This is a genomic window from Sphingomonas adhaesiva (assembly GCF_002374855.1).
GTDB classification, from domain to species: Bacteria; Pseudomonadota; Alphaproteobacteria; order Sphingomonadales; family Sphingomonadaceae; genus Sphingomonas; species Sphingomonas adhaesiva.
In genome coordinates, this window is record NZ_NWVC01000002.1 from 441,390 (window position 1) to 462,500 (window position 21,111).

Annotated in this window: 27 protein-coding genes and 1 tRNA gene; 15 read left to right on the plus strand and 13 right to left on the minus strand. The window is 69.6% G+C overall.

The window, feature by feature from the left end:
- Window positions 1–39: 39 nt before the first annotated feature.
- Window positions 40–1,002, plus strand: coding sequence for a cation diffusion facilitator family transporter (locus tag COA07_RS06615; RefSeq protein ID WP_066709786.1), 963 nt, complete (start codon window positions 40–42; stop codon window positions 1,000–1,002).
- The gene (locus COA07_RS06620) at window positions 999–1,706 is read left to right on the plus strand and encodes a hypothetical protein (RefSeq protein WP_245842042.1); all 708 of its coding nucleotides are present in this window, start codon (window positions 999–1,001) and stop codon (window positions 1,704–1,706) included. Before COA07_RS06615 ends, COA07_RS06620 begins: the two co-directional genes overlap by 4 nt.
- Here COA07_RS06620 and COA07_RS06625 read toward each other — a convergent pair.
- Together COA07_RS06625 and COA07_RS06630 are read right to left on the minus strand one after the other, a co-directional pair.
- Window positions 1,649–2,356, minus strand: a complete 708-nt coding sequence (locus COA07_RS06625; protein WP_245842043.1) for a DUF4893 domain-containing protein — start codon at window positions 2,354–2,356, stop codon at window positions 1,649–1,651. The two genes, COA07_RS06620 and COA07_RS06625, sit on opposite strands and share 58 nt — an antisense overlap.
- Window positions 2,353–3,138, minus strand: a complete 786-nt coding sequence (locus COA07_RS06630; protein ID WP_066711093.1) for a 3-hydroxybutyrate dehydrogenase — start codon at window positions 3,136–3,138, stop codon at window positions 2,353–2,355. Before COA07_RS06630 ends, COA07_RS06625 begins: the two co-directional genes overlap by 4 nt.
- A gap of 121 nt (window positions 3,139–3,259) precedes the next feature.
- Between COA07_RS06630 and ypfJ the strand changes: the two genes are divergently transcribed.
- Window positions 3,260–4,177 carry a KPN_02809 family neutral zinc metallopeptidase gene (ypfJ, locus tag COA07_RS06635; RefSeq protein ID WP_066711099.1) on the plus strand — a complete coding sequence of 306 codons (918 nt, stop codon included), beginning with the start codon at window positions 3,260–3,262 and terminating at the stop codon, window positions 4,175–4,177.
- 84 nt (window positions 4,178–4,261) lie between these two features.
- On the opposite strand, the gene COA07_RS06640 is transcribed toward ypfJ, so the two are convergent.
- Complete coding sequence (locus COA07_RS06640) at window positions 4,262–5,497, minus strand: DUF2171 domain-containing protein (protein WP_066711091.1); 1,236 nt, start codon at window positions 5,495–5,497, stop codon at window positions 4,262–4,264.
- A gap of 236 nt (window positions 5,498–5,733) precedes the next feature.
- On the opposite strand from COA07_RS06640, the gene COA07_RS06645 reads away from it, so the two are divergent.
- The 4 genes from COA07_RS06645 to COA07_RS06660 all read left to right on the plus strand — a co-directional run bounded on the left by COA07_RS06645 (window position 5,734) and on the right by COA07_RS06660 (window position 7,786).
- A tRNA-Ala gene (locus COA07_RS06645) sits at window positions 5,734–5,809 on the plus strand.
- Window positions 5,810–5,937: 128 nt separating this feature from the next.
- Window positions 5,938–6,747 (plus strand): NUDIX hydrolase, encoded by an 810-nt coding sequence (locus COA07_RS06650; RefSeq protein ID WP_169803528.1) that lies wholly within the window; start codon window positions 5,938–5,940, stop codon window positions 6,745–6,747.
- Between the two features lie 8 nt (window positions 6,748–6,755).
- Window positions 6,756–7,484: an extensin-like domain-containing protein gene (locus COA07_RS06655; protein WP_066711089.1), complete on the plus strand. Its 729-nt coding sequence runs from the start codon at window positions 6,756–6,758 to the stop codon at window positions 7,482–7,484.
- Complete coding sequence (locus COA07_RS06660) at window positions 7,475–7,786, plus strand: barstar family protein (RefSeq protein ID WP_169803527.1); 312 nt, start codon at window positions 7,475–7,477, stop codon at window positions 7,784–7,786. The genes COA07_RS06655 and COA07_RS06660 overlap by 10 nt, the downstream gene beginning before the upstream one ends.
- Here COA07_RS06660 and COA07_RS06665 read toward each other — a convergent pair.
- The 4 genes from COA07_RS06665 to COA07_RS06680 all read right to left on the minus strand — a co-directional run bounded on the left by COA07_RS06665 (window position 7,767) and on the right by COA07_RS06680 (window position 10,433).
- The gene (locus COA07_RS06665) at window positions 7,767–8,318 is read right to left on the minus strand and encodes a hypothetical protein (RefSeq protein WP_066711085.1); all 552 of its coding nucleotides are present in this window, start codon (window positions 8,316–8,318) and stop codon (window positions 7,767–7,769) included. The genes COA07_RS06660 and COA07_RS06665 overlap by 20 nt on opposite strands.
- A 207-nt stretch (window positions 8,319–8,525) precedes the next feature.
- The gene (locus COA07_RS06670; RefSeq protein ID WP_066711095.1) at window positions 8,526–8,762 is read right to left on the minus strand and encodes a hypothetical protein; all 237 of its coding nucleotides are present in this window, start codon (window positions 8,760–8,762) and stop codon (window positions 8,526–8,528) included.
- A 59-nt stretch (window positions 8,763–8,821) separates the two neighbouring features.
- Window positions 8,822–9,604 (minus strand): transglutaminase-like domain-containing protein, encoded by a 783-nt coding sequence (locus tag COA07_RS06675; RefSeq protein ID WP_066711083.1) that lies wholly within the window; start codon window positions 9,602–9,604, stop codon window positions 8,822–8,824.
- An 88-nt stretch (window positions 9,605–9,692) separates the two neighbouring features.
- Window positions 9,693–10,433, minus strand: coding sequence for a Bax inhibitor-1/YccA family protein (locus tag COA07_RS06680; protein ID WP_066711081.1), 741 nt, complete (start codon window positions 10,431–10,433; stop codon window positions 9,693–9,695).
- Window positions 10,434–10,544: 111 nt separating this feature from the next.
- Here COA07_RS06680 and thpR point away from each other — a divergent pair, with 111 nt between their 5' ends.
- A complete protein-coding gene (thpR, locus tag COA07_RS06685; protein WP_066711079.1) occupies window positions 10,545–11,087 on the plus strand; it encodes an RNA 2',3'-cyclic phosphodiesterase in 543 nt (180 codons plus the stop codon).
- 19 nt (window positions 11,088–11,106) lie between these two features.
- On the opposite strand, the gene COA07_RS06690 is transcribed toward thpR, so the two are convergent.
- Window positions 11,107–11,256, minus strand: coding sequence for a DUF2256 domain-containing protein (locus COA07_RS06690; RefSeq protein ID WP_083956867.1), 150 nt, complete (start codon window positions 11,254–11,256; stop codon window positions 11,107–11,109).
- A 111-nt stretch (window positions 11,257–11,367) separates the two neighbouring features.
- On the opposite strand from COA07_RS06690, the gene COA07_RS06695 reads away from it, so the two are divergent.
- Together COA07_RS06695 and COA07_RS06700 are read left to right on the plus strand one after the other, a co-directional pair.
- The gene (locus COA07_RS06695; protein ID WP_066711077.1) at window positions 11,368–12,189 is read left to right on the plus strand and encodes a hypothetical protein; all 822 of its coding nucleotides are present in this window, start codon (window positions 11,368–11,370) and stop codon (window positions 12,187–12,189) included.
- Window positions 12,190–12,256: 67 nt separating this feature from the next.
- Window positions 12,257–13,807 carry a spinster family MFS transporter gene (locus COA07_RS06700; RefSeq protein ID WP_245842045.1) on the plus strand — a complete coding sequence of 517 codons (1,551 nt, stop codon included), beginning with the start codon at window positions 12,257–12,259 and terminating at the stop codon, window positions 13,805–13,807.
- 4 nt (window positions 13,808–13,811) lie between these two features.
- Here the strand turns inward: COA07_RS06700 and COA07_RS06705 are convergent, their stop codons facing one another.
- Genes COA07_RS06705 through COA07_RS06715 form a run of 3 tightly spaced genes read right to left on the minus strand, consistent with a single transcriptional unit; the run spans window position 13,812 to window position 15,696 of the window.
- The gene (locus tag COA07_RS06705; protein ID WP_096640655.1) at window positions 13,812–14,354 is read right to left on the minus strand and encodes a superoxide dismutase family protein; all 543 of its coding nucleotides are present in this window, start codon (window positions 14,352–14,354) and stop codon (window positions 13,812–13,814) included.
- Between the two features lie 59 nt (window positions 14,355–14,413).
- Window positions 14,414–14,866, minus strand: a complete 453-nt coding sequence (locus COA07_RS06710; RefSeq protein ID WP_066710491.1) for a MaoC family dehydratase — start codon at window positions 14,864–14,866, stop codon at window positions 14,414–14,416.
- A 2-nt stretch (window positions 14,867–14,868) separates the two neighbouring features.
- Entirely contained in the window at window positions 14,869–15,696 is an 828-nt protein-coding gene (locus COA07_RS06715; RefSeq protein ID WP_066710498.1) for a CDP-alcohol phosphatidyltransferase family protein, read from the minus strand.
- Window positions 15,697–15,867: 171 nt separating this feature from the next.
- Here COA07_RS06715 and COA07_RS06720 point away from each other — a divergent pair, with 171 nt between their 5' ends.
- The 5 genes from COA07_RS06720 to COA07_RS17715 all read left to right on the plus strand — a co-directional run bounded on the left by COA07_RS06720 (window position 15,868) and on the right by COA07_RS17715 (window position 18,959).
- Window positions 15,868–16,974 (plus strand): inositol-3-phosphate synthase, encoded by a 1,107-nt coding sequence (locus COA07_RS06720; protein WP_066710500.1) that lies wholly within the window; start codon window positions 15,868–15,870, stop codon window positions 16,972–16,974.
- A 6-nt stretch (window positions 16,975–16,980) separates the two neighbouring features.
- Window positions 16,981–17,721, plus strand: coding sequence for a phosphocholine cytidylyltransferase family protein (locus COA07_RS06725; protein ID WP_066710502.1), 741 nt, complete (start codon window positions 16,981–16,983; stop codon window positions 17,719–17,721).
- Window positions 17,722–17,837: 116 nt separating this feature from the next.
- Window positions 17,838–18,047, plus strand: a complete 210-nt coding sequence (locus tag COA07_RS06730; protein WP_141396486.1) for a hypothetical protein — start codon at window positions 17,838–17,840, stop codon at window positions 18,045–18,047.
- Between the two features lie 39 nt (window positions 18,048–18,086).
- The gene (locus COA07_RS06735; protein WP_066710508.1) at window positions 18,087–18,386 is read left to right on the plus strand and encodes a hypothetical protein; all 300 of its coding nucleotides are present in this window, start codon (window positions 18,087–18,089) and stop codon (window positions 18,384–18,386) included.
- A gap of 429 nt (window positions 18,387–18,815) precedes the next feature.
- A complete protein-coding gene (locus tag COA07_RS17715; RefSeq protein WP_141396487.1) occupies window positions 18,816–18,959 on the plus strand; it encodes a lmo0937 family membrane protein in 144 nt (47 codons plus the stop codon).
- Here the strand turns inward: COA07_RS17715 and COA07_RS06740 are convergent.
- Both COA07_RS06740 and COA07_RS06745 read right to left on the minus strand, forming a co-directional pair.
- Window positions 18,956–19,780, minus strand: coding sequence for a hypothetical protein (locus tag COA07_RS06740; protein ID WP_066710511.1), 825 nt, complete (start codon window positions 19,778–19,780; stop codon window positions 18,956–18,958). The two genes, COA07_RS17715 and COA07_RS06740, sit on opposite strands and share 4 nt — an antisense overlap.
- Before the next feature lie 21 nt (window positions 19,781–19,801).
- A complete protein-coding gene (locus COA07_RS06745; protein WP_066710513.1) occupies window positions 19,802–21,109 on the minus strand; it encodes a dihydrolipoamide acetyltransferase family protein in 1,308 nt (435 codons plus the stop codon).
- Window positions 21,110–21,111: the final 2 nt, after the last annotated feature.

The window sequence follows — 21,111 nt, forward strand, 5'->3', positions numbered from 1 at the left end:
CGTGGCGCCGCCCGTCGTGCGGCGATCGCGCGAAGGAGAATGACACTGGCCACGCTCGCCGCCCGCATCCGGCAGGATATCGTCCTGTACGGCGCGCTTGCCGCCAATCTGGGCATCGCGGTCGCCAAGTTCGTCGCGGCGGGCATCTCCGGTTCGTCCTCCATGCTGACCGAGGGGGTCCACTCGCTGGTCGACAGCGGCAACCAGATCCTGCTGCTGTACGGACAGAAGCGCGCCAAACGCGCGCCCGATGCCGCCCATCCCTTCGGCTATGGGCGCGAGCTGTATTTCTGGGCGTTCGTCGTCGCGATCCTGATCTTCGCGGTCGGTGCGGGCGTGTCGATCTACGAAGGGTGGAAGCATATCCGCACGCCCGAACCGCTGCTCGATCCGGTCATCAATTATGTCGTGCTGGGCGTCGCGGTCGCGCTGGAAGGCACGTCGTGGACGCTCGCCGCGCGCGAATTCGCCGCGGCGAAGGGCGACATGCCGTGGTGGCGCGCGATCCGCGAATCGAAGGATCCGGCCGGCTTCATCGTCCTGTTCGAGGATTCGGCCGCGCTTGCCGGGCTGCTGATCGCCGGTGTCGGCGTCTGGGCCAGCCACCACTGGAACGATCCGCGCATCGACGGCGCGGCCTCGATCGCGATCGGCGTGATCCTGGCGCTGGTCGCGATCATCCTGGCGCGCGAGTCGAAGGGGCTGCTGATCGGCGAGCGTGCCGACCCGGAAGTGATCGCGCGCGTCGCCGGAGTCGTCGCGGCGCATCCCGGGGTGGTCGCGGTCAACCACGTGCGCACGATCCATACCGCGCCGGACAGCATCTTCGTTGCGATCAGCGCCGACTTCGACGACAATCTGACGATGGGCGAAGGGGAACGGATGATCGAGGATCTGGAAGACCGGCTGCGCGCCGCGGAACCGCGGCTGTCGTCGATCTATATCCGTCCCGAACGGCGCGAGGATGCCGCGGTGGTGGCGGTACCGGGGCCGGCGGCGTGACGCTGCGGCGGCTGGCGCGCGGGATCGCCGCGCTGCTCCTGTTGATGACGGCGCTGCCCGCGCAGGCGGCGGTGACGATCACCTTCTGGAGCCGCGATTTCGGCAATTACTTCCCGCACGCCTTCTTCACGCTGCGCGGCACGCCCGATGCGGGCGGCGCGCCGGTCGACGCCAGCTACGGCTTCACCGCCAAGTCGGTCACCCCGGCACTGCTGTTCGGCAATGTGAAGGGCCGCGTCGAACGGCCCAAGCGCGGCTATATGGAGGGCAGCCACGCGCGGTTCAGCCGCACGCTGAGCGATGCGCAATATGCCGCGATCCTCGACCTGATCCGCGAATGGGACGAAAAGACCGGCGACGCCACCTACAACCTCAACCGCCGCAACTGCGTCACCTTCGTGCGCGAGGCCGCGCGCCGCTCCGGCCTGGCAACGGTCGATTTCCCGAAGCTGATGAAGAAGCCCAGCAGCTTCCTGCGCGCGGTGGCGCAGGCCAACCCCGGCGCGCTGGAGCCGGTGGAGCAGACCGGCAAGGAGTGGTTCGCCGCCCACCCGCCGCTCGATACCGCCTTGCCCGTCGATGCGCCGGAGGCGACCCCGGGCACGATGCCCGGCAAGAAGCCGGCCGACCCGGCCAACGACAATGCTCAGCCGGCGGCGGGGACCAGTTCCATGACGTCGAGCAGGGATTCGAACGCCGGATAGGGCATCGCCAGCCGCCAGCGCGCCGTGCCGACGCGGTCGATCCAGCCGGCGATGTCCCGTTCCGCCGAGCGGCCATACTCGATCGTCCGCACCTCGTCCGCCAGCGCCAGCGTCCCCAGGAACGCGGCGCGCCGCCCGTCATGGTGATAGAGCGTGCCGACGTAGCGCTGTGACCCGGTCAGCTTGGTCAGCGACACCGTACCGTCGGCGCGGGGCGCCCCCACGCGACACGCGAACCACGCATAGGCGACAAAGCCCGGCCCGCCGCTTCCCGCGCCGGTCCCGCCGCGCCGCCCCAGCTTGAACACGCGGCAGCGATAATCGCCGGCGGGGGGCACCGCGCCGGGCAGCGAGGCGTCGGGATCGAACAGCACGCCCTGCGCCGCCACCTCCCGCGCGGAACCGCGCGGCACCGCCGCCAGCGCCGCGACCCAGGCATCGCGCCATCGCCGCATCCGCTCGCGATCGGCGGGGGTGGCGATACGCCGCCAGTCGGTATCGGCGAACGCTTCCGCCCCGGCGGTCGCGGCGGGGGCGGGCATCGCCGCCGCCGCGCCGCGCGCCTTGCCCGCGCATCCGCCCAGCGCCAGCCCCGGTGCCAGTCCCGCCGCGGTCATCGCCAGCATCGCCGCGGCGTGGCGGCGCGTCATGCCGCGGTCCAGCCACCATCGGCGGACAGGTTGGCCCCGGTGATCGCCTTCGCTTCCTCGCGGCACAGGAACAGCGCGAAGGCGGCGATCTGTTCGGGGGTGACGAATTCCTTGGTCGGCTGCGCCGCCAGCAGCACGTCGTTCATCACCTGCTCGCGCGTCATGCCGCGCGCCTTCATCGTATCCGGGATCTGGCTTTCGACCAGCGGGGTCCAGACATAGCCGGGGGAGATGCAGTTGACGGTGATCCCGTCGGTCGCGGTTTCCAGCGCAACGGTCTTGGTCAGCCCGACCAGCCCGTGCTTGGCGGCGACATAGGCCGATTTGTTGGGGCTGGCGACCAGGCTGTGCGCCGATGCGGTCGACACGATCCGGCCCCAGCCGCGCGCGCGCATGTGCGGCACCGCGGCGCGCATCATGTGGAACACGCTGGTCAGGTTGATCGCCAGGATCGCATCCCACTTTTCCGGCGGGAAATCGGCGATCCCGGATACATATTGGATGCCGGCATTGTTGACCACGATGTCCGGCCCGCCCCACGCGGCGTGCGCGCGATCGACCATCGCGGCGATCTGTTCGGGCTTCGTCATGTCAGCACCGTCGTGCAGCGCCTCCGCCCCGCTCGCCGCCGCCAGTTCGGCGCGGATCGTCTCGATCGCGTCCGCCTCGCCGAAGCCGTTCAGCATCACCGACGCGCCCTCCGCCGCCAGCGCGCGGGCGATCGCCAGCCCGATGCCCGACGTGGAACCCGTGACGATCGCGCTCTTGCCCTTCAGGAACATGGCCTTGGTCTCTCCCGATCCGATCGCCCAGCCCTACCGGGCGACAGGCGGCGCTTGCAACCCGGCACCGCCCGGACGCATTCATGCCGCGACGGAAACGATCCAGCCGAAGGATGATCCCATGCGCCTCGACGATTACGACAACGACATCAACGTCGAGGACCAGCGCGGCGGCGCCGGCGGCGGGTTCGGCGGGGGTGGCGGCGGCGGGTTGCTGCTGGGGCTGCTGCCGATGATCGGCAGCCGGTTCGGCTGCGGCGGGATCGTCGTCGTCCTGCTGCTGCTGGCGGTGTTCGGCGGGCTGGGCAATCTCGGCGGGCTGGTCGGCGGTGGCGACAATCTGGCCCCGTCGACGCAGGCATCGCGCCCGAAAGGCGGCGGCGAGACGCTGGCGCAGGCGTGCGACACCCAGGCCGCTCGCGCCGCGTGCAACGCCTTCTCCTCGGCGCAGAATACGTGGGAGGCGATCTTCGCCAAATCGGGCGAGCGGTTCGTCGCGCCCAAGCTGGTGTTCTTCGGCGAACGCGGCGGCCGTTCGGGCTGCGGCGCGGCGATGTCGGCGATGGGGCCGTTCTATTGCCCGACCGACCAGGGCATCTACCTCGACACCGATTTCTTCAACGAACTGACCAACCGCTTCAAGGCGCCGGGCGACTTCGCGCAATATTACGTGATCGCCCACGAATTCGGCCATCATATCCAGAACCTGACCGGCACGTCCGAACGCGTGCAGCAGGCGCAGCGCCAGTCGAGCGAGCGCGAGGGCAATGCACTGTCGGTGCGGCTGGAACTGCAGGCGGATTGCTATGCCGGCGTCTGGGCGGCGGCCAACCGCAACCGGCTGGAACCGGGCGACGTGGAGGAAGGGATGCGGGCAGCACAGGCGATCGGCGACGATACCCTCCAGCGCGAGGCGCAGGGCCGCGTCGTCCCCGACAGCTTCACCCACGGCACCTCGGCACAGCGGCAGGAATGGCTGCGCCGCGGCATGGAAAGCGGCGATCCGGCGGCGTGCGACACGTTCCGCGGAGCGGTGTAAACCACCGCCCCACCCTTTTCGGCGGGAACGAAAAAGGCCCAGGCGTCGCCGCCCGGGCCTTTCCTTCGTCAGCTTGCGTTCGGGTCAGTAGGTGCCCGAAAAGCTGCGGTTGAGGTTGGTGCCGCCCGACGCGTCGGTGCCCGTGGTGCCGGTCGCATCGTCGCTCCCGGCCGCACCGGTCTTGCCCGTGGCGGCATAGCTGGACGCCCCCATCCGCTGGCGGTCCTGGTCGCCACCCTGCGCGCCGCGGTCGCCATAGCTGAACATCGCCTGGCTCTTCTCTTCGGTGCGCCAGTGTTGCTTGGCCTCCTCCGCGGTCTTCGACAGCGTCACCTTGCCGTCCTCGGCCTTGTCGATCCAGCGCGACGGGATCGAATGGTGCTGGCCGCCGGCATCAACATCGTTCTTGGTCAGCAGGATGCGGTCGCCGCGAACCTTGTCGACCGTGCCGACATGGCTGCCGTCCGACCCGAGCACTTCGTCATGCTCCTTCACCCGGTCGAGCGAATCGCGCTGCGTCTGCCGCTGCGTGCGCCATGCCGAGAATTCGTTCTCGAACTTGGTGCGGTTCTCGCGGCGATATTCGTCATAATCGCGATCGAACGACGCGATCTGGCCCGAACGCCACGAATGATAGTCGCCGTCGCGGTCGTGCCGGTCCTGCTGGTTGTAATAACGCTCGTCGTAGCGGCTATCCATTTCGCGGCGACGCTCCGCATCTTCATCGCCGAACCACGAGCGCACTTCGTCCCCGGCGCGCGCCAGGAAGCCGCGATCGTCATAATCATAGCCCTGCGGCTGGCGCCCGTAATCGCCGCGGCCGCGCTGGCGATCACGGTAATTGTCGTCGTCCTGGTGGCGGCGCGCGCCCACATCCTCGAACCGGCGGCCGTCATGCGCGTAGCTGCCGTGATATTCGCTTTCCCGGTCGCCGCGCGCCTGGCCGTAGTCCGACCGGCCGTAGTTCGACTGGCCGTAGTTCGACTGGGCATAGCCGCCCTGGTCGTATTCGGACCGCCCGTAGCTCGACTGCCCATAACCGGACTGCCCGTAACGCGACTGGCCGTATCCGCGATCGTTATGCTCGTTCCCGCCGCGGCCGTATCCGGCGTTCCCATATTCACGCGCCCCATAGTCGCGCGAGCGGTCGTCATCCCGCTGACCGCGCATCCCGCGCTCGTCGCGCCCGATCATGCCCGCCGCGCGATAGTCGCGCGCGCTGGAATAGCCGTAATCGCGGCCCGAACCGTAGTCGCGCCCATAGTCCTGCGGATCGCGGCGACCGTTGTCGTCGCCGCGCGGATAGCGTTCGTAACCCATGGCATCCTCCTCGTAGTCAGACCGCCCCCGCACGTCATGGCGACGTTGCGGGGATGCTGGCAGAAGGGATCGGGGACCGCTTTCGTTCCTCTCGTTGCGGGCGCGCAACGGGCACTCGTCGCACCGCTCCGTCGTCCGGTCGGCATCGAAAAGCGCTGGCGGTCGCGAAAGGTGTGTTGCATCGCCCCGAAAGCCTCGCTAAGGGCGGCGCTCCCGGCGATGCCGGGCTCCCGGGCGGGGCCGTAGCTCAGATGGGAGAGCGCTGCAATCGCACTGCAGAGGTCAGGGGTTCGATTCCCCTCGGCTCCACCACCCCGCCCCCATTTCTTCGCGTCATTCCAGCGATCGGCGGTTGCCCTGCGCGGCATCGCGCCCGATGATGTAATCCGTCGGACAGGTGCGGACGCTGCCTGCCGGCTGGATGGAAGGGAGACGGGCCGATGATCGATCGCAGCTTTCGCGCGGAGCATCTGGTCGATCCCGATGGCGGCGACGACGATCTGCCGCCCGCCATCCCCGCCGCCACGCTGGTCATCTTTCGCGATGCGGCCGATGGCGGCCCGCCCGAACTGCTGATGGTCGAACGGGCGAAGGCGATGGCCTTTGCCGCCGGGGCGATGGTGTTTCCCGGCGGGCGCGTCGATCCGGGCGACCACCTGCTGGCCGAGGTCATCGGTGCGGGCGATGATGGCGCGGCGCGGATCGCCGCGATCCGCGAAACGATCGAGGAGGCGGGCATCCCGATCGGCCTGTCGCCTGCCCCCTCCCCCGACACCCTTGCTTCGATGCGCGCCGCGCTCCACGCCGGCACGTCGTTCGGGGAGGTGCTGGCCGATGCCGGCGTGCGGCTCGATCTGGAGCAGCTGGTGCCCTTCGCCCGCTGGCGGCCGGCGCATCGCAACATGCGCATCTTCGACACCTTGTTCTTCCTGGCGTGCCTGCCCGCCGATGCGCCGCTGGCCAGCGTCGATGCGACGGAGAACGTCCGGCTGGTATGGGCCAGCGCGCGGTCGGTGCTGGACGATGCCGATGCCGGTCGGCTGGCGGTGATCTTTCCCACGCGCCGCAACCTTGAGCGGCTGGCGCAGTTCGACCATTTCGAGGACGCGGCCGCGCATGCGCGCGCCACGCCGGTGCGGGTGGTGACGCCCTGGCACGAAACGCGCGATGGGGAGCCCCACCTCTGTATTCCCGACGATCTGGGCTATCCCGTCACCTCAGAGCGGCTGAGCGACGCCATGCGCGGCTGATCCGCGCGGTGCGGCGCGTCGTCGCCATCACGGCGGGGCTGGCGCTGGTCGCGATCGCCGCGCTGCTGGTCTGGGCACAGGCGCGCGGCCGGCCGCAGGACCTGCCGTGGACGCGGCTCGATCTGGCGCAACCGGTCGGGCTGTTCACCGGGCGCAAGCTGACCGCGCTGGGCGACGATGCGCCGCGCTGCCGCGCGCTGCTGTCGGATGCGGGGGTGCGCTTCACCGCGCTGCCCGCGGTGCGGCCGGAGGGGGCGGGCACCTGCGGCTATGACGATGCGGTGCGGCTGGAGCGCGGCGGCGCGGGCACGATCCCCTTCGCCGCGCCGGTGCCGGGCGTCGCCTGTCCGGTGGCGGCGGCGCTGGCGCTGTGGGAATGGCATGTCGTCGCGCCCGCCGCGCAGCGCCACTTCGGCGCCCGCGTCACGCGCATCGACCATTTCGGCAGCTATTCGTGCCGCCGCATGTATGGCCGCGACGCCGGATCGTGGAGCGAGCATGCCACCGCCAACGCGATCGACATCGCCGGCTTCCGCCTGTCCGACGGCACGCGCATCACGCTGGCCGGGGACTGGAACGGCACGCCCGCCAAGGCCGCCTTCCTGCGCGAGGTGCGCGACGGCGCGTGCGACCTGTTCGCGACGGTGCTGTCCCCCGATTACAACGCCGCGCACCGCGATCACTTCCACCTCGACCAGGCGCGCCGCGGCGCGATGGGGTGGCGTGCGTGCCGGTGACGGTGATCCGCCTCGATGCGCGCGGCTGGCACGATCGCGACGATCTGTGGCGCGACCTGCTGGCCGGGCTGGGCGCACCCGACTGGCATGGCGCCAACCTCGACGCCCTCTATGACGGGCTGGTCGCGGGGGAGAACCGCGCCCGCCCGCCATTGGTGGTGGAAATCGCCGGCGCCGCGCGGCTTTCCGCCGCGCTGGTCGCGCAGATGACGCGCGTGCGCGAGGTGTTCGACGACGCCGCGCGCGATGGCGCGGCGGTCGCCATGCGGTTCGTCGCGCCGATCAGTGCGGCAGCGCGGTGACGTCCACCTTCTCGACCCAGTACGGGAAGAACGCCGGCTGACGCGAGGACCAGCCCGACGCGGTCGCCGCCGCCTCGCTGATCGACTGGAGCAGCGTCCGCCGCAATTCGGGGTGAAGGTGCGGCATCGCCGACGCTGCGCAGAAGGCCGCCGGCAGCCACGGCCGTACCTGCGCACCGACCAGCCGTTCGTACAGGAAGCGGTAGGCCGAGAAACTGGTCAGCCGCCCCTGCCCCAGGTCGAACGCGGTCAGCGTGATCAGCGGCGCCATCATCTGCTCGGCGCTTTCCAGCCCGCTGTCGTCGGGCACCAGTGCGCGGATCGCGGGGAGCCGGCGGTAATGCTGCGCCTGGGCGCGGATGCTCGCGGCCTCCACCACGTCGCGCGACCAGCGGATCATCGCATCGTCGCGGTCCAGCCCGACATCCAGGCTGCGGCGCACGTACCGCTGGGTCGCCGCGGCGAACCCCGCGAATTCCTTCATCTCTGCCAGCGTCATCGCGCCTTCGGCCGGCTTCATCCTCTTTGCCATCGTCAACCCCGCCCCACCAGTGATCGAACCGTCGGCAGGATGCGCGCAGTTGGTTAACACCAGCCTTAACGCCTCCGACTTTCGGCCGTCACAATCGAACACGACATCTGCCGCACTGCAACATGGATGCGACGAAGCGAGGCCGGGCGCGACACATCGGTCGCGCCCGGCCCGGTTAAGGTCGGCAATCGGCCGGCGTGGGCCGGATCAGGCGTCGCGCTGGCGCTCGGCCTCTTCCGCCGCATCGAACCCGGACGACGGCGCGGGTTCGCCGCGGCCCGGCTGGGTCACCGCCGGCGGATCGGAGGCGTCCATTGATTCGTCCAGCGCCTCGTCCAGGCTGTCTTGCCCCGCATCCTGCCCGGCATCGCCGGGGGCGACCGACAGGCTGTCGATCGCGCGTTCGTCGATTCCCTGCCCGTTCGTCGGCGTGTTCGCGCTCATGGCTTCCATCTCCATTGTTACGGCGCGTCAACGTGCCGGGGAGAACCGCGTTCCTGCGCTCAGTCCGCCAGTCGGGCGACGCGCACGTCCTGTCGCGCCATCTGCGCGCTGCCGAAGATGGTCATGAACGCGATGTCGGTGGCATCGCGCCCCACCGCGATTCGCGCCATCTCGTCGCCGCGCGCCATGCGCGTGGCGTCGACCAGATGCCATGCCCCGTCCAGCCACAGCTCGGCGACCGCGTGGAAATCGGGCGGATCGACGCCGGGGGCATAGACCGCCGCGCACCGCGCCGGAATCTCCGCCGCGCGCGCCAACGTGACCAGCAGGTGCGCATAATCGCGGCACACCCCGCGCCGCTCGGCAAAGGTTTCCAGCGCGCCCCCGCCCAGCGCGCTACCCGCCGAATCATAGTCGAGGTTGTCGTACACCCAGTCGGCCATCGCCTGCGCCAGCACCCCGCCGGACAGCCCCGCGAAGGTGCGCCGCACGAAATGTTCGAACCGGTCCGACGCGCAATAGCGGCTCGGCAGCAGATAGGGGATCGTCGCCGCGGGCAGCGCGGTCACCGGCGTGGCGGGCAGCGCCGGCAGGAACGCCAGTGGGCGGTCGATCGCCACCACCGCGCGATAATCGGCGACCAGCCGCTGTTCGCCGCGCGCCCAGCAGCGTTGCCCGATCCCCTCCTCCCCCGCGACCGCGCGGATCGGATGATCGGAACGGATCAGCAGGGATTGCGTCTCCAGCCGCTGCGTCGGCTCGGCCGCGGCCTCGATCTGCAGCAGCACGTCGGCCGCCTCCGGGAAGGTATAGTCGAGGTGGACCTCGATCGACAGGCGCATCGCGATACTCCGCAAACGGACGGCAAAAAGAAGGAGGCCCGGCGGTCAACCCGCCGGGCCTCCGGTCTGTAACGCTCCTGCGTGACGATCAGTCGCGATTGCCGCCGAACAGACGCAGGATGAACAGGAACATGTTGATGAAGTCGAGGTACAGGCTCAGCGCCGACATCACCACGGCCTTGCCGACCATCTCCGGGCCGTAGCCGGCGACCTGGAAATACAGGCTCTTCGTGCGCTGCGTGTCATAGGCCGTCAGGCCCGCGAACAGCAGCACGCCGACCAGCGAGATCACCAGGCCGAGCGGGCCGGACTGGACGAACAGGTTGATGAGGCTGGCGACGATCAGGCCAACCAGGCCGACGATCAGGAACGTGCCGAACGCCGACAGGTCACGCTTCGTCGTGTAGCCGTACAGGCTCAGCGCGCCAAAGCCCGCCGCCGTGGCGAAGAACGCCTGCGCGATCGCGATCGGCGAATAGACGAGGAAGATCGTCGACAGCGACAGACCCATCGCCACCGCGAAGCCCCAGAACATCCCCTTCAGCCCGGTGGCCGAGAATTTGCCCTGGCCGAAGCTCATCGCGAACACGAACGCCAGCGGCGCCAGCGTGATGACCCAGCGCAGCGGCGTCTGGAACACCGTCGCGGCCGCGCCCGACACGGCGAACAGCAGCGCGACGATACCCGTCAGAAGCACGCCCGACGCCATATAGTTGTAGACGGACAGCATGTACGACCGCAGGCCGGCGTCGAACGCCTCGCTGCGGGTGCCCGAAGCGGTTCCGCCAAACGGGGCGGCGGAGGGCCGGGGATCGGACCAGTTGGCCATTGTCTTCTTGCTCCTTCGTCCGGCAATCATTCCGGATGCGTTGAATATCGCCTGCGGAACGTCGATTTTCAAGAAACGGCTCCGACAGCAACCGTTCGTTACAGAGATTTCATGCACCGCCTGTTCGTCGCCCTTCGCCCGCCGCCCCCGATCCGCACCGCGCTGGCCACGGTGATGGAGGCGCTGCCCGGCGCGCGCTGGCAGGATGACGATCAACTGCATGTGACCGTCCGCTTTCTGGGCGATGTCGACCGGCACCAGGCGGAGGATGTTGCCGCCACGCTCGCCAATATCGCCGCGCCCGCCCCCGTGGTGCGGATCGACGGCGTGGGGACGTTCGACCGGCGCGGCATCGTCGATACCCTGTGGGCGAAGGTTGTGCCCGGAGAGGCGCTCGCCGCGCTCCACCGCAAGGTCGATCAGGCGCTGGGGCGCGCCGGCGTCGCGCCCGATCCGCGCCGCTACCTGCCGCATGTCACGCTGGCGCGCTTCGGCCGCCACAGCGCCGATCCCGCGGCGATCGCGCGCTGGGTGGCCGAGCATGCCGGCCTTGCCACGCCGGCGTTCGCGCTGCCGCACCTCATCCTCTACGAAAGCCATCTGTCCGCCGATGGCGCGCGCTACGAACCAGTCGCCCGCTGGCCGCTGGCCTGAGCGTCGCATCTCTCAAACGTCACGGCGGCGGCCGCTCCCCCACCCCGCGACACCGGTCGGAGCAATATTTGACCTGTTCCCAGTCGCGCGCCCATTTTTTGCGCCACGCGAATGGCCGGTGGCAGCTGGCGCATGTCTTTTCGGGAAGATGCGGTTTGCGATGCGCCATGCCGGCGCGAACGCCCGCCCCCGGGGAATGATCCGTAGCGGACCCATCGTCGCGCCCCGCTGCGTATGGCGGCGCTAGGATCGACCCGCCAACGGTTCGGGGGGATCGAAAATGAGGAAGACGTTTCTGGCCGCTTCGGGCGCCATGTTGCTGACGGGGTGCGTATCGGGGTCGGCACTGTCGACCGACCTCTCGGCAAAGCCGGTGCCGTCGCCGCAGACGGAAGACGCGCTGATCGAGGTACTGGCCGAATCGCTGGAGCAGACCGGCAGCCGTGCCGGTACGGACGGAAAGGTCCGGCCCGTCATGACCTTTCGCGACCCGCAGGATGCGGCGGAGATCAAACGCTACCTCGCCGCCGGCTTCGCGCTGACCGACATTTATTGCGACCGCTTCTTCCGGGAAACCAACGCCTCGATGCGACGGCGCAAGTTCGGCCGCGCGTTGACCAACGACGTCGGCACCGCGGTGGGCAGCGTGCTCGGCCTCATCACCTCGGTGCCCAAGGCGGTGGTCAGCGGCACCAGCGCGGTGACCGGCGGGCTGGATTCCACCTGGCGCAACTACCACGATTCCTTCGTCGTCGGCCCCGAGCTGGAAAGCATCCGCTCGCTGGTGCTGGCCGCGCAGGACGATTACCGCCAGCAGACCTATCGTGAGGCATTCCCGGCAGATTACATGACCGCGCGCTCGGCGGTGGTGCGCTATGCCGGGCTTTGCAGCTTTCTGGGGATGAAGGCGCTGCTGAACCAGTCGGTAGACCAGCGGCGGAACGAGCTGGTCAAGCTGGGCGATCCGCGCGCTACGCCCACGCCCACCCCGACGCCTGCCCCCCCGCCCGCGCCCGCGGCGGTGGTTGCCCCCGCCCCGGCCGCCGCCGTCCCGGATACCGAAGGTCCTGCGGCGCGCGCCGGGCTGATCCCGCCGGGCTGACCCGCTTTTCCCCTTCCCTCGCTCCAGCCCTCTGTTACGCTTGCCGGCAAAACGGATGGAGAGGCGGATGACGACGACGAGCGAGACCCGCGCGAGCGGCTACGCCTGGTACGTGCTGGGGATCCTGTTCCTCGTCTATATCCTCAACTTCATCGACCGGCAGGTGATTTCGATCCTGGCCGAGGATATCAAGCGCGACCTGGGGCTGAAGGACGAGGATCTCGGCTTCCTCTACGGCACCGCCTTCGGCGTCTTCTATTCGCTGTTCGGCATCCCGCTGGGGCGGCTGGCGGACAGCTGGCATCGCGTGCGGCTGATGACGGTCGGGCTGGGGCTGTGGTCGACGATGACGGCGCTGTCGGGGCTGTCGAGCACCGGCGCGCATCTGGCCGCCGCGCGGATCGGCGTGGGTGTGGGCGAGGCGACCGCCTCCCCGTCGGCCTATTCGCTGATCTCCGACTATTTCCCCAAGAAACTGCGCGCCACCGCGCTGTCGATCTATTCGGCGGGGCTGTACGTCGGCGGCGGCTGTTCGCTGTTCATCGGCGGGCTGGTGGTCCAGAACTGGAACCGCGCCTATCCCGATGGCGGGCCGTTCGGGCTGGCGGGGTGGCAGGCGGCGTTCCTGGCGGTGGGCATTCCCGGCGTGATCCTGGCGCTGATCGTCGCGACGTTGCGCGAGCCGATCCGCGGCGCGGTGGAAGGATTGCCGGAGCCGGAGCGCCACCCCGCGCCGTTCCGTGCCTTCTTCGACGAACTGGTGACGATCCTGCCGCCGCTGACGCTGATCGGCGCGGCGCGGATCGGCACGCGCGCGCTGGCGATCAACCTGCTGGCGCTGGCGCTGGTCGCCGCGGCGGTCACCGGGCTGGTCGCGGCGGGCGAGCCGCTGCCGCAATGGCTGGCGGTGGGGATCGGCGTCTATGCGGTCTTTTCCTGGGCCAGCGCGCTGCGCCACCGCGATCCGCCGACCTTCGCGCTGATCGTCGGCACGCCGGCGTTTCTGTGCACCGTCGTCGGCTACGGCCTCAATGCCTTCATGAGCTATGCCGCCGGTTTCTGGGCCGCGCCCTATGCGATGCGCGATCTGGGTGTGTCGGCGGCGGAGGCGGGGCTGCTGCTGGGCGGGCTGGGCGCGCTGTCGGGGTTCCTGGGCGTGACGGTGGGCGGGATCATCGCCGACCGGCTGCGCCGCACCAACCCCGCCGGGCGACTGGTGCTGGTGATGCTGGGCGCGACGCTGCCGGTGCCGTTCCTGATCGCGGCGTTCACCGCCTCCACGCCGGTGGTCCTGTATATCGGGCTGTTCGGGGCGCAATTCTTCGCCAGCTGGGGGCTGGGCGCGGCGGCGGCGACGACGCAGGATCTGGTCCTGCCGCGGATGCGCGGGACGGCGACCGCCACCTTCTTCATCGGCACGACGCTGCTGGGGCTGGCGCTGGGGCCGTATCTGGCGGGCCGCGTGTCGACGCTGACGGGCAGCCTGTCGACGGGCATGCTGTCGCTGCTGGTGACGGCGCCGGTCACGCTGGCGGCAGGTGCGATCGCCTATCGCACCGTCCCCGCCGCCGAACGCACGCGCGAGGATCGCGCGCGCGCCGCCGGCGAGGCGATCTGACGGTTCAGCTGGGCTGGAATACGCCGCAGGCGATGCGCCCGCCCGAATTGCCGCTGGGGTCGGTCTTCAGGTCGTCGGGCTGGGCGTGGACGACCATCGCCGCGCCGTCCGCGTCCATCAGCGCCGCCAGCGTCGCGCCGGGGATCGTCGCCGCGATCGTCCCGCGCCCGTCGTTGGCGATGACCAGGTTGGGCAGGTCGCCCTGATGCGGCCCCTGCGGGTTCATCGCGCCATGCTTCATCGCGGTCGGGTTCCAATGGCCCCCGGCGCTGGCGAAGTCGGGCGCGTCGCAGCGGCCGACCATATGGACGTGCGCGCCATGCGTGCCCGGCGGCATCCCCATCGCGTCGATAGTGAAGCGCACGCCGCCGGCCACGTCGGTCGCGGTCGCGCGGCCCACCGGGGTGCCCGTCGCCGTCGCGAGCATCGCGGTCGCGCTCGCCCCGCCCGCCACCGGCGTACCGGTCGCCATCTTGCCTTCGTCGTTGCAGCCCGCCAGCGTCATCGCCGCCAGTCCCGCGCCCGCCGTCATCATCATCCGCAGCATCACCGACCCTCCTGTTGATCCGTCCCGGGCGAACCCGTGGCGCGGCGCCCCGGTTCCGGTCAAGCCGGCCGCGCCATCATCAGCGCGGCGCGCAGCGTGCGGCACACGATCTCGTCGCGCTGGTTCAGCCCGATGTGCGCGAAGGTCACCACCCCCTGCCCGGGGCGCGAGGCGGACGGGCGCAGCGCCGTCACCTCCGTCTCGGCACGGATCGTGTCGCCCGCGAACACCGGCCTGGGAAAGCTGGTCTCGCTCATCCCCAGGTTGGCGACGGTGGTGCCGAACGTGGTGTCCTGCACGCTCAGCCCGATCACCAGCCCCAGCGTGAACAGCGAATTCATCAGCGGCCGCCCGAATTCGGTCGTCGCGGCGTAATGATGGTCGATGTGGATCGCGGCGGGGTTATGGGTCAGCGCGCTGAACAGCACGTTGTCGGCATCGGTCACCGTCCGGCGGATTTCATGAACGAAGCGCTGCCCGACCGCAAATTCCTCGAACCACAGCCCGGCCATCGTCAGTCCCCTCCTGCCGCGATCAGCCGCGCGATCCGCCGCCCGCTCGCCGCGGCCTGCATGATCGCGAACGCCAGCACAAGGTTCAGCGCCACCAACTCGATCAGGAAGAACCACAGCGGCGATCCCGCGATCATGCTCAGCCCCAGCAGGATCGTGCGCGGATTGGCCCCGATGATCGCCACCACCGGCAGGGTCGATCGCCCCGCCGCCTGCGCGATCCCGGCGATCCGCCGGCGCTCGACCGGGTCCGCCTCCGCACTGGCGACCAGCGTGTTGACCACCTGCGTCGGGCCGGACAGCCGGTCCCACACCCACAGATAGATCGCCGACAGCCGCACGCCGATGCCGTCACCGCTCGCCTTCGCGTTCTGCAGCCACGGCACGCCATAGGCCCACCATTGATAGGTGCGCCGCGCGCTTTCCGCGAACACCGACTGGACCGCGCGGCTCAGCCCCGCACCGACCGCCAATATCCATGCCCAGCCGCCGATCTGGTCATCCAGCCGCATCGCCAGCAGCACGTACAGCACCGCATGGCCGGCATAATCGCACAGGCCGTCGACGATCTCCCCCGATGCGCTCGCGCGCCCGGACATCCGCGCCAGCGCGCCGTCCGCGCCGTCGACCACATGCCACGACAGATGCAGCGCGAACCCCAGCGCGATCGCCCAGGGCGTGCCGACCACGGCATAAAGGACGCCCGCCGCCATCACGATCGCCGCGCCCGCGATCGACACCATATTGGGCGTCACCGGCGTCGGCACCAGCGCGCGCGCCAGCCGGTGCGCCAGCGGGTGATAGAGCGTGCGATTGAGAAAGCCCTGCAACTCCTTCGGTTTTCCCGCGTTGCTTGGTTCGGGTCGGTCCAACGTATCCCCCAATGATCCTGTCCGCGAACGCCCTATCAGGTGGCGGCTTGGCTTGACACCTGCCACGTATCTGTCACCTAGCAGCAACGGATTTGTATCAATGCCGGCACTGCCGGCGAGCGGGGTTTCATGGCGACGATCAAGGTTGCGGTCATCGGCGTTGGCAATTGCGCCAGCAGCCTGGTGCAGGGGAAGTATCACTATGCCGGCAGCAACACCGGCGCCGGGCTGATCCATGAGGATATCGGCGGGTACAAGGTCGGCGACATCGACTTCGTCGCCGCGTTCGACGTCGATTCGCGCAAGGTCGGGCTGGACCTGGGCGAGGCGATCTTCGCCAAGCCGAACTGCACCAAGGTGTTCCACGCCGACGTGCCCGCCACCGGCACCATCGTGAAGATGGGCGCGAAGCTGGACGGCGTCGCCCCGCACATGCTGACCGCGGCGAACGATCGCGGGTTCGAGGTCGACGACACGCGCGATGCGTCGAAGGCGGACATCATCGCCGAGCTGAAGGCGTCGGGCGCGGAAGTGCTGGTCAACTTCCTGCCGGTCGGCAGCCAGGAAGCGACCGAATTCTACATGGAATGCGCGCTCGAGGCGGGCGTCGGCGTCGTCAACTGCATGCCGGTGTTCATCGCGTCGAAGCCGGAATGGGAAAAGCGGTTCGCCGATGCCGGCCTGCCGATCGTCGGCGACGACATCAAGGCGCAGGTCGGCGCCACCATCGTCCACCGCGTGCTGTCGAACCTGTTCGGCCAGCGCGGCGTGACGATCGACCACACCTACCAGCTGAACACCGGCGGCAACACCGATTTCATGAACATGCTCGACCGCAATCGCCTCTCGAGCAAGAAGGAATCGAAGACCGAGGCGGTACAGGCGGTGATCGCCGAGCGGCTGGCGGACGAGAATATCCACGTCGGCCCGTCCGACTACATCCCGTGGCTGCACGACAATAAGCTGTGTTTCCTGCGGCTGGAGGGCAACCAGTTCGGCGACGTGCCGATGAACCTGGAACTGCGCCTGTCGGTCGAGGACAGCCCGAATTCGGCGGCCTGCGTCGTCGATGCGATCCGCTGCGTGAAGCTGGGGCTGGAGCGCGGCGTGTCCGGCGCGCTCAACGGCCCGTCGGCCTATTTCTGCAAGCACCCGCCGCAGCAGGTCACCGATGACGTCGCGGCGCAGCTGACCGACGAATTCATCAACGCCGACGCGCGCCTCGCCGCCGAGTAAGCGTTCATGCACGCACTGATCGTCGCGGCCGGCTTCGGCAGCCGGCTGCGCGCGGTGTCGCCGTCGAAGCCGCTCACCCCGGTCAACGGCGTGCCGTTGATCGAACGGGTGATCCGCGCGGCGCATGACGGGGGCGCGACTGCCTTTACCGTCGTGACCGGGCATGAAGGCGATGCGGTGGAGGCGTTCCTGACCACCGCCGCCGCCCGGCTGGCGCTGCCGATCACGTGCGTGCGGACCGCCGACTGGAACCTGCCCAACGGCCATTCGGTGCTGACCGGCGCCGATGCGATCGGTGCGCGGCGGCACCTGCTGATGATGGCCGATCACCTCGTCGATCCCGCATTGATCGCGACCGTCGCGGGCGCGCCCGACGCCGGTCTGGTGCTGGGCGTCGACCGGCGGCTCGACAATCCGCTGGTCGACCTGGACGACGTGACGCGCGTGCGCACCGACCCGACCGATCCGACCCGTATCGTCGCGATCGGAAAGCACCTGCCCGACTATGACGCCTTCGACACCGGCGTGTTCTCGGTCGATGCGCGCTTCCATGACGCGTTGCGCGCCTCGATCGCGGCCGGCGGGGCGGGGTCGATCTCCGCCGGGGTGGAGGCGCTGGCGGCGACCGGCCAGGCGCGCGTGATCGACACCGGCGATCACTGGTGGCTCGACGTGGACGATCCGCGCGCGCTCGACCAGGCCGAAGCCGCTCTGGCGCTGGCCGACCGCTACGTCGCCGCCGCCTGACCGTCGCGACCGCTGCGGCCGGGCGTCGCAGCCACAAAATGTAATCCATATCAACGGGAACGGCCGCGCCGGCTCCGTCATTGGACGCGGGATTCATCCTCGAAACGGAGCTTCCCATGCCCCATGACATGTCCGACGACCGGTCGCAGCGCAGCGTGCGCAGCTATTCGGGACTGCCCGCGCTGATCCTGATCGCGGTGCTGATCGCCGCAGTGCTGTTCATCACCGCCGGGCGCGACGATACGAAGGTGAAGCCCGCGACCGGGACGGCGCGCGCCATGGCCCTCGCGGCGGAGCGTGGCGCGGATACGGGGAAGCAGCCGTAACCATCGGAGCAACGCGGCGTGTGGATCGTTGAACCCCGCATGACTCAGCCCGTCGACCCCCAGCACCGCCGCCGCCCCGCCTTCGACAAGGACACCGGCAAGACCGGCCAGGGCTATACCCTTGCCGAGGAAGAGACGCTGGGCCGGCTCGCCCCGTCAGGCACGGTCGCTGCACGGCCCGGGGACGGCACCGGCCCCGACAACGGCCGCCGCGCTTCCTTCGACCCCGCCACCGGCGCGGTCCACGGCAGCGGCGCCGCCGCGGGCGGCGGCCATGACGGCGAGGATCTGGAGGCCGACCGAGCGGCGGCGCGGGCTTCGGACGATCGCGACCGCTGAGGCGGTATCGGCAGCACCGGCCGCCGTCGCCGCCCCCCGTCATGCCGGACTTGTTCCGGCATCCACCGGCCCGCATACACGTCGGCCTTGGTGCGCGCCGATGGGCGTTTCGACTCTACCCGCGCAAAATCAGTATCATCGACTGCCGCACGGCGTGCCGGTCCACGTCTCCATTATCGCGAGAAAATCACTACCTTTAGCGTTGGCGGCGCGGTGGATGCCGGAACAAGTCCGGCATGACGTAGTCCGGCATTACGTATAGGAATTTTGTAGGGGTTTCGCGTGCACGCCGGGCGGCGCTCTCAATCGAATCGAGCGGCACCGCCCGCCCATGCCTGATGCAGATTGTGTCGAAACATGTCCGACCGCGGAACACCCCGCGCCACCGCCTCGTTTCGCCAGCATCACAAAATCAGGAAGGGTGATGCCATGTTGTGGACGATCGTTGCGATCCTGCTGGTACTCTGGCTGCTGGGGTTCGGCTTCCATGTGGCGGGTGGGCTGATCCACATCCTGCTGGTCGTCGCGCTGGTTGTTGGCCTGATCCAGCTGTTTTCGGGCCGCCGCGTCTAGCCCGCGACCCGCAGCCACAATGCCGTCGCGTCGTCGCTCGCCTTGAACCGGGGAAAGCGGCGGCAGGCGGCATCGTCGCGCTCGATCGTGCGCAGTTCCACCGCCAGCGCCGCCAGCCCGCGCTCGGCGACTGCGGCGAACAGCTCCGCGCCGTCATAGGCGCCATAGGCATCGACCAGCGCCGCGAACCCGTCGCTCATCAGCAGCACGTCGTCGCCGCCCGCAATCGCCGCATCGGCCGTGCTGATCGACGAAAACGACGCCCCGGCCGCCACGCTCAGCACGCGCCGTCCTGCACGCGACCGCGCGATCCTGCGGTCCTCCAGTACGGCGGGATCGCGCAATTTGGTCGCGCCCACCCCGTCCCCAAGTGCCGCCGCATCCGCGCTTTCCCGCGCACGATCGGGGGTCGGCGTGACCCATTGCGTTCCCGCGACCCCGCGCCACAGGATCGCGCAGTCCGCTGCCCAGGCCGCTTCCAGCCGTCCGTTCGTCAGCTGTACCGCGGCGAAGGCGGCGCTCGGCAGCTCCCACGCCGCCACCGGATCGCGGCGCCGCTCATGCGCGTATCGCGTCTCCACCGCCGCGAACACCTCCGCACAGCGGTCGCGCAGTGTCGCCCCGCGCGCCGCACCGAACGCCGCATCCGCCGCCGCCGCCAGCCACGCAGCCCCGCCCTGGTCCCCCAGCAGCCCCGGAGGCCCCAGATCGGTGGCGCCGTCGATCACCCAGCCGGCGCGCGCGCTGGCGCCGACGCGATCGTCATTGGGCGTGCCGGGCGTCCCGCACAGGCTGAGCGACTGGATCAGGTCTAAGTGCATGGGCGTCCCCATGCACCGCGATCAGTCCGCGAACAACAGTACCGGCGTCTCCAGCAGCTTCTTCAGCGCCTGGACGTAACTGGCCGCGTCCCAGCCATCGACGACGCGATGGTCGCAGCTGATCGACAGGTTCATCAGCTTCGCCCGCACGATATCGTCGCCGACAAACACCGGACGCTCGACGATCTTGTTGGGGCCGATGATCGCCACTTCGGGGCGGTTGATGACCGGGGTGGTCGCGATCCCGCCCAGCGGCCCCAGCGAGGTGACGGTGATCGTCCCGCCCCCCATCTCGTCGGGCTTCAGCTTGGCAGCGCGCGCCGCCTCCGCCAGCCGCGTGATCTCGGTCGCCAGCTGCCAGACGTTGCGGTCCTGCGCGTCGCGGATGACGGGGACGGTCAGCCCCGCATCGGTCTGCGTCGCCATCCCCAGGTGCACCCGCCCCGACCGCGTCACCACGCCCGCCTCATCGTCGTAGCGCGCGTTGAGCATCGGAAAATCGGGCAATGTGCGACAGATGGCGACGATCAGCAGCGGCAGCATGGTCAGCTTCGGCCGCACCCCGCGATTCGCATTCAGGTCCGCGCGCACCCGCTCCAGCTCGGTCACGTCGATCTCGTCGACATAGGTGAAGTGCGGGATGTGCCGCTTCGACGCGGCCATGTTCTCGGCGATGCGGCGGCGCATCCCGATGACGCGCACCTCCTCGTCCGCGCGCGCGTGGCTGGCGTGGGGGGCGTGATAGCCCTGCCCGGCGCTGTAGCGCAGATAGGCGTCGAGATCGGCATGGCGGATCCGATCGCCCTCGGCGATGCGCACCTGCGACAGGTCGACGCCCAGATCGCGCGCACGGGCGCGCACGGCAGGGGAGGCGAGGATGGGGGTATGGCTACTCGGCTCCCTCTCCCCATCGGGGAGAGGGCTGGGGTGAGGGGCCGGTGTCTCAGCGAGAGGTTCCTCTGCACGAGGCTCCTGCCCCTCACCCAACCCGGTCCCCGCAGGCGAGAGGGTGTGCGGCTGCGCTTCCTCGACGCCGGGGTTTTCCGCCTCCGGCACTTCCGGCTCGGTGGCAGGCGCCTCGCCCTCACCCTCCGTCTCGATCACCACCAGCGGCGCGCCGATCGACACCTGATCGCCGACCTCGCCCGCAATCTCTACCACCACGCCCGCGACCGGCGATTCCATCTCGACCGTCGCCTTGTCGGTCATCATGTCGGCCAGGCTCTGGTCTTCCTCGACCCGGTCGCCGACCTTGACGTGCCAGGCGACGATCTCCGCCTCGGAAATGCCCTCGCCGATGTCGGGCAGCTTGAAGGTGAAACGCGCCATCT